This is a genomic window from Methanomassiliicoccales archaeon, assembly GCA_014361295.1.
In the GTDB taxonomy this organism is placed as follows: domain Archaea; phylum Thermoplasmatota; class Thermoplasmata; order Methanomassiliicoccales; family JACIVX01; genus JACIVX01.
Genome location: JACIVX010000001.1, coordinates 396,773 through 412,851, shown reverse-complemented (window position 1 = coordinate 412,851; position 16,079 = coordinate 396,773). Strand labels below are relative to the sequence as shown.

Annotated in this window: 12 protein-coding genes, 1 tRNA gene and 1 pseudogene; 5 read left to right on the top strand and 9 right to left on the bottom strand. The window is 45.1% G+C overall.

The genetic code is table 11. The features are described 5' to 3' along the window. Positions 1–10: 10 nt before the first annotated feature. The 3 genes and pseudogenes from H5T41_02070 to H5T41_02060 all read right to left on the bottom strand — a co-directional run bounded on the left by H5T41_02070 (position 11) and on the right by H5T41_02060 (position 3,605). Positions 11–1,342, bottom strand: a complete 1,332-nt coding sequence (locus tag H5T41_02070) for a TldD/PmbA family protein (protein MBC7107569.1) — start codon at positions 1,340–1,342, stop codon at positions 11–13. After that, positions 1,339–2,784 (bottom strand): TldD/PmbA family protein, encoded by a 1,446-nt coding sequence (locus tag H5T41_02065; protein ID MBC7107568.1) that lies wholly within the window; start codon positions 2,782–2,784, stop codon positions 1,339–1,341. Before H5T41_02065 ends, H5T41_02070 begins: the two co-directional genes overlap by 4 nt. Before the next feature lie 707 nt (positions 2,785–3,491). Beyond that, a pseudogene (locus H5T41_02060) lies at positions 3,492–3,605 on the bottom strand (hypothetical protein). A gap of 917 nt (positions 3,606–4,522) precedes the next feature. Between H5T41_02060 and H5T41_02055 the strand changes: the two are divergent. Next, positions 4,523–5,008 carry a hypothetical protein gene (locus H5T41_02055; GenBank protein MBC7107567.1) on the top strand — a complete coding sequence of 162 codons (486 nt, stop codon included), beginning with the start codon at positions 4,523–4,525 and terminating at the stop codon, positions 5,006–5,008. An 875-nt stretch (positions 5,009–5,883) separates the two neighbouring features. Here H5T41_02055 and H5T41_02050 read toward each other — a convergent pair. Continuing rightward, a tRNA-Ser gene (locus H5T41_02050) sits at positions 5,884–5,988 on the bottom strand. Positions 5,989–6,126: 138 nt separating this feature from the next. Between H5T41_02050 and H5T41_02045 the strand changes: the two genes are divergently transcribed. From H5T41_02045 to H5T41_02035, 3 genes are all read left to right on the top strand, one after another. Continuing rightward, on the top strand, positions 6,127–6,351 hold the full coding sequence (locus tag H5T41_02045) for a MoaD/ThiS family protein (protein MBC7107566.1): 225 nt from the start codon (positions 6,127–6,129) through the stop codon (positions 6,349–6,351). A gap of 372 nt (positions 6,352–6,723) precedes the next feature. Beyond that, positions 6,724–8,001, top strand: coding sequence for a DNA primase (locus H5T41_02040; protein ID MBC7107565.1), 1,278 nt, complete (start codon positions 6,724–6,726; stop codon positions 7,999–8,001). After that, the gene (locus H5T41_02035) at positions 7,998–9,536 is read left to right on the top strand and encodes an ATP-binding protein (GenBank protein ID MBC7107564.1); all 1,539 of its coding nucleotides are present in this window, start codon (positions 7,998–8,000) and stop codon (positions 9,534–9,536) included. The genes H5T41_02040 and H5T41_02035 overlap by 4 nt, the downstream gene beginning before the upstream one ends. On the opposite strand, the gene rimI is transcribed toward H5T41_02035, so the two are convergent. The 5 genes from rimI to H5T41_02010 form a co-directional block, all read right to left on the bottom strand. Next, on the bottom strand, positions 9,533–9,970 hold the full coding sequence (gene rimI, locus H5T41_02030; GenBank protein ID MBC7107563.1) for a ribosomal protein S18-alanine N-acetyltransferase: 438 nt from the start codon (positions 9,968–9,970) through the stop codon (positions 9,533–9,535). The two genes, H5T41_02035 and rimI, sit on opposite strands and share 4 nt — an antisense overlap. A 10-nt stretch (positions 9,971–9,980) precedes the next feature. Continuing rightward, positions 9,981–11,960 carry a hypothetical protein gene (locus H5T41_02025; GenBank protein ID MBC7107562.1) on the bottom strand — a complete coding sequence of 660 codons (1,980 nt, stop codon included), beginning with the start codon at positions 11,958–11,960 and terminating at the stop codon, positions 9,981–9,983. A gap of 313 nt (positions 11,961–12,273) precedes the next feature. Continuing rightward, positions 12,274–12,954 carry a triose-phosphate isomerase gene (gene tpiA, locus H5T41_02020; protein MBC7107561.1) on the bottom strand — a complete coding sequence of 227 codons (681 nt, stop codon included), beginning with the start codon at positions 12,952–12,954 and terminating at the stop codon, positions 12,274–12,276. Further along, the gene (locus H5T41_02015; protein ID MBC7107560.1) at positions 12,944–14,086 is read right to left on the bottom strand and encodes a fructose 1,6-bisphosphatase; all 1,143 of its coding nucleotides are present in this window, start codon (positions 14,084–14,086) and stop codon (positions 12,944–12,946) included. Before H5T41_02015 ends, tpiA begins: the two co-directional genes overlap by 11 nt. A gap of 182 nt (positions 14,087–14,268) precedes the next feature. Next, positions 14,269–14,499 (bottom strand): ferredoxin, encoded by a 231-nt coding sequence (locus H5T41_02010; GenBank protein MBC7107559.1) that lies wholly within the window; start codon positions 14,497–14,499, stop codon positions 14,269–14,271. Positions 14,500–14,695: 196 nt separating this feature from the next. On the opposite strand from H5T41_02010, the gene aspS reads away from it, so the two are divergent. Beyond that, a complete protein-coding gene (gene aspS / locus H5T41_02005; protein ID MBC7107558.1) occupies positions 14,696–16,000 on the top strand; it encodes an aspartate--tRNA(Asn) ligase in 1,305 nt (434 codons plus the stop codon). Positions 16,001–16,079: the final 79 nt, after the last annotated feature.

Below are 16,079 nucleotides of genomic sequence, written 5' to 3'. Positions count from 1 at the left end.
AATTGAAAAATTAATCGGTCGATTTTGTAAAACGGACTGATTCGACGAGCGCGGCTGGCGTAAGAGTCGGCACGTCGACCTCCCACCATTTAACCCATTTTCTTTCGCGCGACAGTTCTCGCACATTTTTGAGAATTCGCAAAATATTATCACTGATTCTCAATTCTCTTACGGCTTTATCGATCTCTCCTTTTCTGATTAGAAACATGGCATCTCTGGGAATTGTCGAGAAGTCTCCAGTTTTATAATTTTGATACCTTAGGTACCAATCATTTGTCAAGTAGAGACCGGTATCGATCGAATTGATCATTTTTTCAATGCTTGAGTTACCTGGTTCAACGATCAAGTTGAAGGGATGAGGTACGATTAAACCCGCATTGGCCGTGCTCTCAGTATTAAATTTTTTGGCTGTCGTACTATTATGCAGGTAATTCTTAAGGATACCTCTTTCTACGATTGGCGTTCGTCTAGTTGGCAACCCTTCTGCATCAAACGGAAATGCGCCATAGGTTCCAGCGGCAGACGGATCATCGGATATGCTGACAATTTCTGATGCGACTATACTATCAATCTTATCGCCGAGAAACGATATGCCTGCATCTACATAGAATGCGGATGCGAATCTTCCAACTTGGCTTGCGAGATCCGCGAAAACCAAGGGGCCAAGAATCGCGGTGAATTCCCCGGGATTGCCTTGTATAGGATTCATCGATAGCTTGGCCAATGTTCCTGCTTCAGCACCTGCTGATTTTGGGTTGAAATCCTCCGGTTTTGCCGCGATTGACAGTGAATGTCCAGAGGCATGCTCGTTTACAAAAGCCCTAACAGAGAGTTCAAGAGTCGATTTATTCGCTCTCGCGAACACGTCACCACTTGTCATGATCGTGACATGTGCGTTCCTTCCGATAAGAGAGCCAGCAATTCTCTTGCCACCTTCCCTTAATGCCGCATCGATTGCCTCTTGTACGTTACCCACGAGTTCTTCCGTATCGAGTGATATCTTCCCCTGGTTCATCAATCGATCATCGTACTTGAATGGACCTTTGGGAAGCGGCGCATAAACATCACCAGGCTGGCTTTTGACCGCAGTCTCAACGGCTTTCTTTACTGCCGCTTTTAATTTCGTCTTTGAAAGATCATAAACATTTATTCCCACTTTTCTCTCTTTTATCTGGACAAAAATGCTTGCAGAAGTCTCATCTAGATTCTTTACAACCGTAATCTGGTTGTTTGAGAAACGGATCATCTTTTCTTCATTCTCTATCACCATAACCACAACGTCGGTGGCCCCCTCGTTTCGACATAGGTCGAGCACGAATTGGCAGATATCTTCATCTTTCACGCTGATCCCCCCACGTAGATGCCTCGCAGTCTGACATGAGGTCCACCTGTCCAAACAGGAATCCCTTGCATCGGATCGCCTTTCCCACAGGTCGCGGCAGAAAATTCGAGATCTTTTCCGACCGCATCAACCGCCGACCACAAGCCAGGTGTTGTAATTTCGATGACTGGATTTCTGACCCTCTTTGCCAGGGTACCGTTTTCAATTTTATAAGCTTCCAGGCCAACATATTTCTGATTGTAACGGCGATCGTCGATGTTCCATTCCATAAAATTCTTGATATATATCCCATTCGCGATTTCTTCGATCAATTCTTCGAACGAGTAGTCGCCAGGTTCAACGAATGTATTTGACATGCGCACGATCGGTTCTCTGTCGTATGAAACGGAGCGTGAAGAAGCATTGCTGGCCGTTCCAAATTCATAAGCCGTCTCCCTATTATGCAAGAATTCGTGAATTCTGCCATTTTTTATCAGATACCTTCTTCTCGCTTTAACGCCTTCGTCATCATAGAGATAATATCCAAAAGAGTGTGGTATTGTTGGATCATCAACAACGTTGACGACCTCCGAACCGATCTTGACGCCAACTGACTCCTTGTTAAGATAGGTTTCACCCGCTTGCGCCGCTTCTCTTCCCAAAATTCTATCAGCTTCCGCTGGATGACCCGCAGATTCGTGGCTAACGATGCCTACAACCTCAGGGCCGAGAACAACATCATACCGTCCGCTTTCAAAAGACTCGGCGTGTAACAGCGTTTGTCCGAGATTAATCGATTCATTTTTCAGTCTAACTGGTAAATTCCAGCGTTCGACCGCTTCCCAGCCAGATGATTCACCAAGAGAAATGGTTCTCTGTGCATAACCTTTCTGCGGGTCAAAAGCTGTCAGCATCGAATCGATCGAGACTCGGGGAATGTAGCTGCGAATATCTGCTCCATCCGATGTCATAATGATCTTTGTAGTGATTGCGGTGTCCAATGAAATATACCTGCCAGGTAGAGCTACGCCGATTTGTCGCGCGGCTTCAATTGCAGCAGCATCCGCTTCCTTTAGAAGCTCGATCCTCGATTCCGTTGAAACTGATTCAAACTTGATTCTCGGTCTGATTTCGAATTTTTCTTTTCCTATAGTTGCCTCTTCGAATTGAATCTTTGATTTTCGCATTCTTGAGGCTTCTTTGGCGGATGAGACCACTTTTATCACGAGATTTCTGACATCTTTCTTATTCATCCTGTTCGTCGCACCAAAGCCCATGGCACCATCAACGATGACGCGAATCGAAATTCCTCTCTTCGTGTCGAAGGATGTCACTTCTGGTGCACCGTTTTTCAGAAGATTAGATTCAAAAGTGTCTTCTTGGAACCTTGCTTCCGCATAAGATGCCCCTTTTTTGGATGCAAGTTCAATGACCATTTTCAAATAATCTTCAAAGTCCACCATATTTTTCGTTAACTCTCGTGCAGGATATTAAGGATTTATTTAATAAATCGGTCGATGGATAGAGCTCAATATCCTGATTTTTTGTCTAAGATTAGCGATTGTTGATCGTTCCAAATGAGAATTGATGTAATTGCTTTCACTGGTCATTTGGAAAAATAAATCATAGAGTGAGTTCGATCGCACCTCATATATTGATTGGATAGGTTTGTCGCGTCGGAAAGGAGAATCTCGCAAATGATCGTCGATACACGATAACATGATTCTCATTAGCCGAACTAAAACCAATGAGACTGTTCGTAAAAAAAAGAGGAGGTAGGCACAGGACAAAAAAAGGCGAGTGATTTAGTTAAGGATATACCTAAAACCATGATAATTCTTGCATATGGATTCTCCTCACGCGTGGGCGTCTCGCCCAAGGATTCGCTTTTGCAGCTCGATCGCCATGGCAGTAGAGTGAATCGAATATGAGTCAGCTTCTCACGAGATGCCAAAATTGAGACATTTCATACATAGGAGGAACTCGTAACGGCCTAACCATGGGGGCACTAGCGAACGTGGTCTCTTTCTCCATAGCTCCTTTTCTGCACCTAGCGAAACAGCAAGCTCGATAATGAGTACACCCATCTTATATGGAAATGATATCATGTCAGCGTACAACTAAATAGCTAGGAAATAGCTAGGTAACCCCGCGAAAAAGGATCTATTAATCACACGCATCTTTCGGACCTACGGAAGACCTCTAAGTTTTTCCTCGTCTCTTCTTCTGCCTTATTAGAAGCACCGCTCCGCTCAACGCCAAAACACTCAGCACTAACACGGTTATAGTCCCAACGCCTACCTTGGTCTTTCCGTGGTCATCGTAGAACCAGAGCGTGTCCAAATAGATATAAAAGTACTCGGACTTGGTGAAAGTGAAATCGCCACTTGAGTATGTCGCCCTAATCCAGAAATCGTTCCGGCCCGGAGAAAGAGAAAGATTCGCTGTCCAGCTCGTAGTCTCGTTGATGAAATCCCACTTGGTTTTCAGAGCGACGAAGCTTGTGTTATCCCTGCTTATCATGACTAACGGGGTAGCTCCATTACATATGCCGTGAACTTCCTGTTCAACGCTCCTAACGGTGCTACCTGATGCTGGTGATATCAACTGGGTCTGGGGTAAAACGGTGTAGATAATGAAAAAAATCGTTACAGGAAGGCAATCATCTTCATTCCACCAGCAAAAAGTGTAAATCCCTGTCTGACGCGCCAGCAAACCGTATGCCTGAGGAATGCCATAGGATTCAGAGTTGAATGCATAAGTGCTATTATCTGGAGTTTCAATCCAAAACATGATGGAAACATTCAAATTAGCATCCCAAAACCACAGGATCAGACTCTCAGAATCCTCGATAGTCATATTTACTGAGAAGACCTCTCCTGGCTCCAAACGAGATGAAGTACCCGAGACTTCGTTCATTTGGGCATTTGTTGGCGAGGAAACCGAAATTATAGACCCAAGCAGCATTACGAAGAATAAAGTTAACGCAAGCCCGCGTTGTGAGGATTCCGACATTTCGACAATAATTGGAGGCTCCAGGTATATACGATTTGCTTCTGGCGTTCCAAGAAAACCTCATATAGTGCTAACAATAGAAAGTCAAGGAGTATACTTGGGGTCCAGATGGAGGAGAGAATTGCCGACCATACTGTGGTCTTTGTTCGAGATTCGTACTTGCAATAGATATATGCTCTGGATGTGATGGAGAAGGAAAACATGAGCAGAAAAGCGACTGGCACCTTTGCTTTGGTCTTGTGTGGGCTATTCATTTCAATGGTTCTTCCCACTTCTGCTGCAGTTGAACCAATATATTCCACAGGTGAAGATGCTATTTGGGTAGAGGAGGGACTGTTTTTATTGTATGATGAAAACCTTCGTACCTATATTTATATAAAGATAGGATACACTCATTGGGATCGCAGCCAGATGAGCATTTCGTTGTTGACTCCTGTTGTGCCCCAAGCACCGCCGTACTTCGTGATGGTATTGCCCAGCGCAGGATGGAATCCTTCCTACAATTACGACGACTATGGTTATATCGAGTACACCTTCTATCCCGATGAATCAGTGAGCTATTGGCAAGCGAAAGGGATATTTGTAAGTCCTTCCTCCCATTTGAGAGTTCACATGGAATCAACTACAACAGGGGTCATGAACATTGACCTAGCTCCTTTCTGGTGGGAATAGAGGCCGGAGACAATTTCTTGATCTTTCTGTCGCCTCCCCGTATTCCGGAGGCCTGAGATTTCTCATCCCGCGTCAGTAGTTCCTGAGTAAAAGGCTCTTGCTAATTGGAGATGCTGATGGTCATTGTGCCGGCAGGATTGAGCGCCTGTCTACTTGATCCGCTCTCTAGTTTTTGCATCCTCATTTAGCTTATTAGGAATGACGAAGCAATCGGTCTTGTCATCAATCCTCCCTTGAATCAGAAAGTGAATATAGCCACGCATTGCCTTCTCGCGGTCTTCTTGGCCTCTTCTACCCTGTTCCAATCCCGTACCTCAGTTCTTCGAACTCCCACTCGATTAGCATACCTTCATCAATAATCGATGCTTGTCCGCAGCTTGCCGATCGCTTCTGCATCAGCTATTTCGATGGCCAGGGCAGTGGGACGTCATCAGACTTCCAGACCAAACAGCCCGATAAGACCGCTCCCCATTGTCCCTTGCGAAGCCTCGGCCAGCGCATAACGCGATTCTCTGTAAACCGCCATATACTCTCAGTCTGGGTCAAATTGGCCAGCATGGCTGATTTTTCTCCTGGAGAGATGCCATTTCCGGATGAAGTCTTCCCTGGCTCTGTTTGTATCCCTTCTTTGGACGTGATACCATCTAGATTCATTCGTATATCGTTGTCTACGACTTCCAAGAGGAATCGAAAAAGCGAGAATCTCTGTTTTTCCGCCTCTCTCTTCAATTTAACCACATCTCAGACGAAAAAGCGTAGAGTCAGATAGCGCGGTCTTTGTTCTTTTTCGACTTCTCGAAGTACGGCTTCCCAGCAGATCTAGCCATAAAAGTGTCCAGGGAGTCTGGGTAGATAGAGTTCACCAGCATTTGAAGCGCCGAGGAGGAGATTTGAACTCCCGAGGCGGTGACCGCCAGTAGCTTACCCGGCGATCCGAGGACACTCGAGGCTACCGCCTTTCCGGACTAGGCTACCTCGGCATTACTAAAGCGCCAATACGCTTCTCTTATTTTTATCTTTACTCGGTCCATTGGGAAATGATTCCAGCAGAGAATCACACTGCCTTAGGAAAGCAGGAAAGATTTATACGAAGCTGATCAAATCTTGGCTTAGATTCCATGCATCAAAGAATATCAATTACGATTGAATTGGGAAGAAATGGGCAAAAGGACACACAAATAGTAGAGATCGAGAAAGATTCGACTGTTGAACAACTGTTGAGGTCTTTTGGATTTGTTCCAGACGAGTGCATCGTTCTCAAATCACGAACCCCAATTCCCATCACTGAGACCTTGAAAGATGGTGATAGAGTCCAAATCATTCGAGTTGCCTCGGGTGGCTGAGAGTTCAATCGAACCCCTTTTCTCGACAGTTGACAATTTATTCGTAGTCGATCGGAAAGTGTCCAGCTTTCGATGCCCATACTAGAAAATGTATAATTTTCGAATTCAAATTGTCATCCGCTATAAACAAATTCGAAAAATATTTAAGCTATCATGATTTGTAGAGGGCTGGAAAAACGGGCAGGGCCTGTTGACTCTAATGATCACTATCATCCATTCATCATATCCTTTAATAGGATACTTCAAAGGATGGTTAATGTGGGTGTTAAGACCCGATCGGAAAAGCTCAACTACGCTAATAGGTAGTGAATGCTAAGAGTGTTAAAAGAATTGTGCCCGCTGTTTTTCCAGATTAATCAAGAGGTGAACAAAATGAACATCGATCCCAGCACCACTAAGTATCTTATAAAAGCTAAATTACAGGCTGATGGCATCGTTGAGAAACCTGATGTGGTGGGGGCTATTTTCGGTCAAACAGAGGGATTGCTTGGTGATGAACTGGATTTACGCGATCTCCAGAAAAGCGGCCGAATTGGTCGCATCGAGGTGGAAGTGAGTTCCAGGCAAGGAAAATCCGAAGGAGAGATCCTTATTCCATCTAGTCTAGATCAAGTCGAAACGGTCATTCTCGCTGCAGCTTTGGAAACAATTGACCGGGTCGGACCCTGCAAAGCCAGAATCAATGTCGAGTCAATCGAAGATGTCCGCATCACGAAAAGGGCAAAGATCATCGAGAGAGCAAAGGAATTATTATCCGATCTTATCAGGCAGTCGAAGAGCACTGGAATCGATCTTACCGAAAGCGTTCGTCAGTCTGTTCAAACTGAGGAGGTCATATACTACGGCAAGGAACGATTGACCGCCGGTCCAAACGTACCAGACTCCGACGCGATCATCGTCGTGGAGGGTCGATCCGATGTTCTCAATCTTTTGAGGGCCGGTATTAAAAACGCGATCGCAGTCGAGGGGACAAATATCCCCAAAACGATCAGTGACCTGTCAAAGGAACGCATTGTTACAGCATTCGTTGACGGCGACCGTGGCGGGGAGCTGATCCTAAGGGAACTTTTCCAAGTTGCTGAGGTCGACTTTGTTGCAAGAGCTCCCAGAGGTCAAGAAGTTGAGGAATTGACTCAAAAACAGATCATGAAGTGTTTAAGAAATAAAATCCCAGCCGAGCAGTACATTGAGATGTATGGTCTCGGTGGAGAAGTTGCTCAATCAAACAGCGCTTATCATCCTCAGAGCAGGACCGAGCGGTTCGAGAAAATCGAGCGGGTTGAGAAGCCAGAAATTCTTGCGGAGCGCGATGATTTTGATGAGAGGAAGACGCAGAATACCAAGAAGCTTTCTCCGATCCAGCAAAAGTATAAAGAAATGCTGGCAGAACTTTCGTCAACCTTGAATGCTCGCCTTATCGATGATAAGGGGGGTGTAATCAAAGAAGTCCCGAGCAAGGACCTTGTCAACGTTTTAAAGGAAGATATAAAAGATGTTGCTGCGATTGTTTTTGATGGTGTCATCACACAAAGAATCCTCGATCTTGCTGCAGAAAAGAAGATTCAAACGGTGGTTGGCACGAAAATGGCCAACGTAACGAAACAGCCAGTATCGATAGAAGTGTGGACGAAGGAAGATCTGAGCGGATGATAGAGGAAAAGGTTGATCTGAGGCGTGAGCCTGATCTCAATTCGATACAGTCAACATACGATATAGCGATTCCAAACGATCCCTTAATGAGAGTGATCGGCCAGGAAGAGGCGGTCAAGCTTTCGAGGATAGCGGCCAAACAGCGGAGACATTTACTACTCGTCGGTCCGCCTGGCACTGGCAAATCGATGATCGCCCAGGCACTCGCGCTTCATCTGCCTCGGCCGACCGAGGAGATCCGCGTTGTTCACAACCCAGAAAATCCTGAGAGACCGTTTGTTGAAGTAAAAAAGGCAGAGGATGTCCGTCGGGAATTAGAGTCGAGGGAGTTTGCAGAAGGCGAACTCATTGATCCCAAGGACGCGCCAATCAACGTCGCTGAGAAGCTCGGCTATCGCTGCAAGAATTGCGGCACTTATTCATCACCAAAAGATCGTTATTGTCCCAAGTGCCAGCGACTCAAGATCGGCGAAATCTCGAGCACAAATCCGTTCGGGGATCTCATCGGCGGACTATTCGAGGTGACAATTGGCGCAGCGGGAATATCTGGTCTTCCCGGAATGAACGATAGGGTGACAACAACGAGGAAGCGCCTCGGGAAGGAAGAAGTGATTGTGTTTGAGCGATGCGGTGAAATGATCCGCGTTCTTGATCAAGAAGCGTTGGAAAAAAGGCGAGAATTTGAGAAGATAAGTCCGCGAAAAGTCCTCGTTCCGCTGGAGAGAAATCCGTTTGTCCTTGCGACAGGTGCGAGTGAAACCGAACTTCTTGGCGATGTGAGGCACGATCCGTATGGTGGACATCCATCTCTGGGAACCCCGCCTTACGAGAGGGTCGTTCCAGGCGCGATCCATGAGGCTCATGAGGGTGTTCTTTTCCTGGATGAATTACCACACCTCGGACACCTGCAGAGATTCATCCTCACAGCTATGCAAGAAAAGCGCTTCCCGATCTCCGGTCGAAATCCTCAAAGTGCGGGAGCAAGTGTCAGGGTTGACAACGTGCCATGCGATTTCATTTTCGTCGGTGCTTGCAATATTCAGGATCTGGAACAAATACTTTCGCCGCTCCGATCGAGGATCAGTGGAAATGGATACGAGATACTCATGGAAACGACCATGGAGGACAACGAGACAAACAGGGCACTCCTCGCGCAATTTGTTGCGCAGGAAATATCGATCGACGGTAGGATTCCGCATGCATCACGTTCAGCCATTGATGCAATCATCAACGAGGCACGAAGGCGAGCAAAGATCATTGATGGAAAGACCAATGCACTCACGTTGAGATTAAGAGAACTTGGAGGTTTAATTCGTTCCGCGGGCGATCTTGCAATCATCAACGGCGATAAGCTCATTGAGGAGAAGCACATCAAAGCGGCGTTGAAACACTGCAGACCTGTTGAAGAACAAATCAAAGATCGATACGGTTCGTATCAAAGAGGATTGTCTGCGGATATCACGACTTCTCAGAAGGAACGTTCACCATATTATTTCTGGAATGAACATCATGATCAAGATCAGATGTTCTATTAAAGAAATAAATGCATCCGGTACGCGCTTTCGCCGTCCGAATAGTAATGATCGATTTCGCCCGCGATCTCGAATCCCAGTTTTTTGTAAAAATTGATCGCAGGAAGATTGCTTTTTCTCACTTCTAATGTAATATAGCGAATCCCTCTCATCGCGCACTTTGAACAGAATTCTCGAAAAAGAATGGTACCGAGTCCTCTTCTCTTCACTTCGTCTTTAACTGCCAACATAAGGATTCTTGCTTCTCTTTTTGAAATTGTTATGCCGAGAATGAATCCCTGAATCCGTCTGTTATCCTCAATTACGATGAAACCATCAGACCAGCAAGAAAAGACATTGAGAAAAAGCTCTGGTGTGTATCTTTCCTTCAGCTCGGTGCATGCGAGGTCATAAACCTGAGGAAGATCGGTGATGTTGAAGCGTCTCAATATCAACATCTCATTTATCTCATCTGGCGGACTTAATCTTTTTGTATATGAAATATAAAGTAGTTCCGCATCCTGCAGTTATCATTGCGCCAATCGCTGCGCTTGAACATCTTTCCTGATCGACTGCCTTTACATTTACGTGTAAAAGGATGCTGGCGGTGTTGTTATAGGCATCGACCAATGTGAGAACGACAACTTTTCTTCCCGGGTCGAGCGTCGTTAGCCATTTTGTCCCGTTCCACTCAACGACCCCGTCGCCCCCCAAATCCCATAGATACTTGAGAATTCTGGAATTGTCGTGCGAATCCGATGCATCAAAAACGATAAGGGTTCCTGCTGCGACATTGATCGATTTCCAGGGCACATTTATAACTGGAGGATATGGATCGATACTCCAATCTTTCCAGAACAAGAGGGCGAAGTATTCAGCAACTTCTTGCGATTCGATTTCCAAACCAACTTCTCTATTATCCCAAAATGAAGTATCTACCCAGTTCATGCTCGAAACAACAACGGTGTCGTCAACAATGATCCCTTTGTTGTGGAGAATCCTAAATGGTTGATACTGCGAGACAAGTCTAGTCTCGAAGTCAGTCGATGATAGTTTTGCGATTTCATTCAACTTCTGGGCAACTGCGACATTATCCTTCCCACTCTGTGTGTTGAACCAAGAAGAATCGAGCAAGAACCGCACGGTAACGCCACGATTTGCGGCGTTAAGAATTGAAGACATGATTTCACTGTGATTTATCCAGCAAGGATCGCAGTAAAATTGTTCGATAAGAATTCTTGATTTAGCACCGTTAATGAGGTCAATCAAACGCTCATAAGAGAAATCAGGCGAAACAATTGGTCTTACGATTCCGCGAAACACCGAGATATCGTCCAAGGACTCATAACAATTCATTTGACACGCGTCTTCCGCCATTCTGTGAATTTCGGGTTTTCCAGAAATTGAAAGATATTCTTGAGCAGTGCAGATATCTGCCATTGAGAGACGAAAATCCTCTTTGAACATTTCGGAGAAATATGACGCGAGGGTTCGATCCTCGACGGTCACTCCCCAACCCCTGTTAAACTCGAGCCCTTCCGATACCCAATTCTCAGACATGATGATGATCCTTCGATCGTCTAAAATGGCATACTTGCTATGAAGATATCTATATCGTTTGAATCCATCATGTGAACTCATAAAATGGACCTGAACTCCGTTGCTGTGCAATTTCATAACGCTTTCTCTTGTATCTCTTGATAAACCGCCGACAGGTTGTCCTTCGAGCAAAACACGGACATCCAAGCCTCTCTTTGAACAGTTGCAAAGCTCTTCAACAATCAGGTTATCATTTAATTCGTAAAGGGACACCTTCACTGATCGAGTGGCATATTTCAATTCCCGATTAATCCTTGTTCTTGCTTCTTCAGGCGCCGAAAATGGCTCGATTACTCCAGAACTTTCGATCTCAAAAAGATGTGATCGCCCAGGTGGCTCAACTCGCCAATCAGCAGATGTGTTTGTATCTCGCCAGGGCTGATATCTAATCGCGGCCTCTCTTTTTCCTATTTTAGCAACTGGATCACCATTCCACTCAATTCCTGCATATGCAGAATTTCCATATGTGATAGCATCAACGGCATGTCCTTCTTGATCAAGAAGAAAAACTTCATCGCCTGTGTCAGCCAGTTGAAATCGACCGGACTTTTTGAAATAGGTGCTATTAATTTCAATAACTCTTTTTTGGGGGTAGATGTTTTCAACCGAGGACTTATTCCAGGTTACAATGATTTCTTCATTTCTTCCGATGATGATGTCGATTGCAAATTTCAATTGACCTTCTCGATCTGAGATTGACCAGTTCAGGAGAGAAATCTCACCATCGAGGGGATTACCAATAACAAGATATTCAGAAAGAAAGGAAGGAGCAATCTCCGTAATGAGTAAACAAGAAGAATTTCTCGAATCAAACGGAGTATCATTTGTTTTTTCTCTGTTCTCGTACATCCCTGCAACTACCTGAGAGAATTCTGAGTAAACTTTATTGTCATCTCTCTCAAAAATCAGATCATTGTATAAACCCAACAATTGAGAGGATGAGAGGCCAAGAATTAGGAGGGGGAGGAGGACTGAGGTGAATGACAAATTTTGGCCTCTCATCATTGATCTGAAGCAAGGAGCCAGATTTTAATTAAGACGTATACAGTTAATTTAGATCAGTTTCTATGGTTTCGATCCAAAAGTCATTCATAGCACTTTTTTTTTTCGACATTGGAAGGTAAGACGAAGAAAATGGCCCCCACCTAGAAGGGAATTATTTTCAAAGATACCTAATCAGACTCTCAAGCGCGCTTCTCACATCAGAGGATTTAACAATACCAGAGGCTAGTAGTACTCCATCTGCCCCAAGTTCGATCGCCTGTTTAACGTCTTCTCCCGTTTTGACGCCCGCACCACAAAGAACGGGTATTTTTTCGTCAACTTTTCTTACTGAGTTAATGGCATTCGTAACGACCTCAGGTTTAGCCGTCGTAACCGATATATCTCCGCCGATAAGTTCCGGGGGCTCCACCGCGATAAAATCTGGTTTAAAGAATGCAATCGCGCCCGCCGCATCCGCTGTGTCCGCACAGGCCACGGTCTGAAGACCAGTTTTTCTGCACATAGAAATTGCCTTTGCGATATCTGAAAAGATCATTCTTCTCTCTGAGTGATTCAATAAGGTTCCGGCTGCTCCTGTCGCCTTAACGCCTGATGGGGTAATCCAGCCCGTTTGTGCCCCAGCATCAATAGGATCCACATGTTGAGATAGAACGGGGATATTTACTGAAGAAGCGACCAATGAGAGCTCGACGATAGGCGGGCACACCGAGATGCAGACATCCATGCTCTTTGAGATTTCCTGACAGATTCTTGCGATTGAAAGAGATCGGTAACCCTCCACCTCTTTGTACGTTTTGAAGTTGACGATGATCGCTGGTGTCGAGATTTTAGTCGACATCGACCATCCTTTCCTTGAGCTTCTTAAGAACGGACGGCTTCGTGGTATATTCCATTTCCTCTGGAGATAAAATACCTGGCATGAATGGTCCATGTCCTCTCATGTAGATGCTTACCCTGACGGCTCTTCTTCTTGCCTCATCCCACACGCTTCCAGCGAAATAGTCAACGGGCGTGTGGACACCGGCGGGTGATCCTGGCTCTTCCACACCTTGAAATCGTCCATTACTTATTTGGAAGCCGAGGCAAACGATTCGTGGTGGTCCATCAAAAAATGAGGGATCAGAATCTTCAACTGAACATGGATACCATGCACCGTAATGGGAACCGCGCATCCATCCAGCTACGAGCTGCGGGAACATGAATGGCTGTAAAACTTCTCCCACAGCTGGCAATCCGCTTTGGCAGCGAACGATCATAACAGGATCGTCCTTCCCAACATATTTTCCGGCTGCGAAATTGAGTTTCTCTGTGCTGACGACAGCTGCTATCCCGATCTCATCGATCTTGCTGTAAACTCTCTTGATCGCGTATCTAGTAGTATCGCCGAGAAGACTCAATATGTCATAACTCTCCTCAGGCGCGCTCATAATAATCTTCTTCGATTCGTACACATCTACAATTTCGAATTTGAACCCAAGATGTACGCGGGGATCGATAACGAGGCCCGTTGTGGTAAAAGGATCCATGAAAATCCTTGTCAGGGGGAGCGAAAACGAGGAGGGTTCAGTTTTATCAGCCATAAAAAACAGCACTGGCTCAGATGGTCTTTCAGTGAATTCCATCTCAGCAGCGCCAGGACCTGCCCCTCTGACATTGCCGCTGAACGCGTCCTTTAAAATATCCTGGCCGGCAGCATATAATCTCATATCCTTTGCAATCTTTGCAGCCTCCTGAAACGCTTCCCAGGCCAGATGATGGACTTCTTTGTTGTTTTCTCCTCTTCGATGGGACATGAAGAGATTGATATCATCGCCAACCCTTGTAACATAAAAATCCTCGATCACTCCAGCCTTAACACCGTTCATCAACGTCTCTCTGCATTTCTCCATCATCTTCGGATGAGGACGTGAGTGTCCAGCAACCGATCCGACATCCGCCTTTATAACAGAAACAGTGACCTTGTTCGCCATTTCCAATCCCAATCCTCTGCAATCCGAAAATACAACTGTCTGTATAAAACATTTACATTGTGCCACGGAATTACGATGGGGAACAATAAAAACCGTTTGCCCAGGGTAAATGGTTTAACAAAGAGTTTACCGTCCAGATATTACCATTATAAAATTATAAAAATGGTCAATTATGCGATAATTTAATCTTCCAGCACCGTGATTGCGCTAACAGGACAAGCATCTGCTGCTCTTTTTGCGCACTCTTTTAACTCTTCTGGAATCTGACCCTGCCCTGGCTCACCTGCGCGATATTTTTCCTGGACATCTGAAAGACCATCATCACCTTCAACGAAAACTTCTGGACACTCGTCGTTATAGCAGAGGCCACATCCAGTGCATTCTTCCCTATCAATATCTACTTTCGGAGACATGAGGTTTGGTATGGAGCGAAAGGATATTATTGTTTTCGGTTTTTTGTTCAAATTGTGATTTAAATCTGGCATTGTGAAGTTCTCCGGGAAATCATGTCTTTCAATCCAAGATTTCTTTGATCTTTCCCGCAGACTTTACCATTTATATATTCCGGGAACACATTTCCGGCAAGGTATTGAGATGAACGGACAATCGATGTTGAGGAATTCAAGATCGATCAACACTAGTGATTTAGGGAAAGAAGTCGTTGTCAAGGGATGGGTACAGGAAATCAGAAATCTCGGCGGGATTTCATTTATCATATTGAGGGATAGGTATGGTGTTATTCAGATTGCCATGCGAAAGAAGGACACTCCTCCAGATTTGTACGAAACACTCACAGGAATTTCGAGGGAATCTGTAATATCACTCTCCGGTATTGTAAAAGAAAGTAAACAAGCGAAAATGGGGTTTGAAATTATTCCAAAAAGCTGTGAGATTCTCAGCAAAGCGATGACGCCCCTACCGATGGGAGTGGTCGATAAAGTTGGCGTTGAAATGGAGACAAGATTCAATAACAGATTCCTTGATCTGAGAAAACCGGAAATAAGAGCTATTTTCCAGATCAAGTCAGTTGTAATGCAGCTTATCGACAAATATCTGGTGGATAAGGATTTCGTTGAAGTTTTCACACCGAAAATCGTTGCATCAGGGGCGGAAGGAGGTGCAACACTATTCCCCATACAGTATTTCGATAAGAATGCCTACCTTGCGCAGAGTCCGCAACTCTACAAGCAAATGCTTATGTCAACGGGCCTCGATCGTGTTTACGAAATTGCGCCAGCATTTCGTGCCGAGCCTTCTGACACAGTGAGGCATGTCTCTGAATTCATCAGTTTTGACGGAGAAATGGCATTTATTGACTCCCAACGCGATGTTTTGGAAGTAATCGAGGGGTGCATGCAATATGTGATCAAACATGTTGCTGATTCTTGCAAGGACCTCATCGAATTGATCGGAGCTCCAGTCAGTATTCCCAAATCTCCTTATCCCGTACTAACATATAGCGAGGTGCTGGATATTTTATCATCCGAGGGTGTAGACATTGAGGAAGGGGAGGATCTCGGTACGGAAGAGGAGAAGTTGCTTGGTGAGGTGATGATGTCTAAAGGTTATGAGATGTATTGGATAATCGAATATCCAGAGAAATTGAAGCCTTTTTATATTATGGAAAAAGACGGCACAGTTTTCTCTCATTCATTTGACCTTGACTACAAGGGTCAGGAAATCGCGTCAGGAGGTCAGCGAGAGCACCGGTACGATCGACTCGTTGAGAGAATGAAGAAAAAAGGACTGAATATCGCATCCTTTGAATTTTACTTGAATGCATTTGCGTATGGAATGCCACCTCATGGAGGATGGGGGATTGGACTAGAACGGTTCATTCAAAAAATGCTGAACCTTCCAAATATCAGGGAAACGATTCTCTTCCCCCGAGACAGAAACCGTCTTTCTCCGTGACAACCAAAACAGATTGTTGAAATGGGCCGCGGTGATCGCCAAATGGTGTATAGCAGATCGAAAAGCAATCATCTAAGTA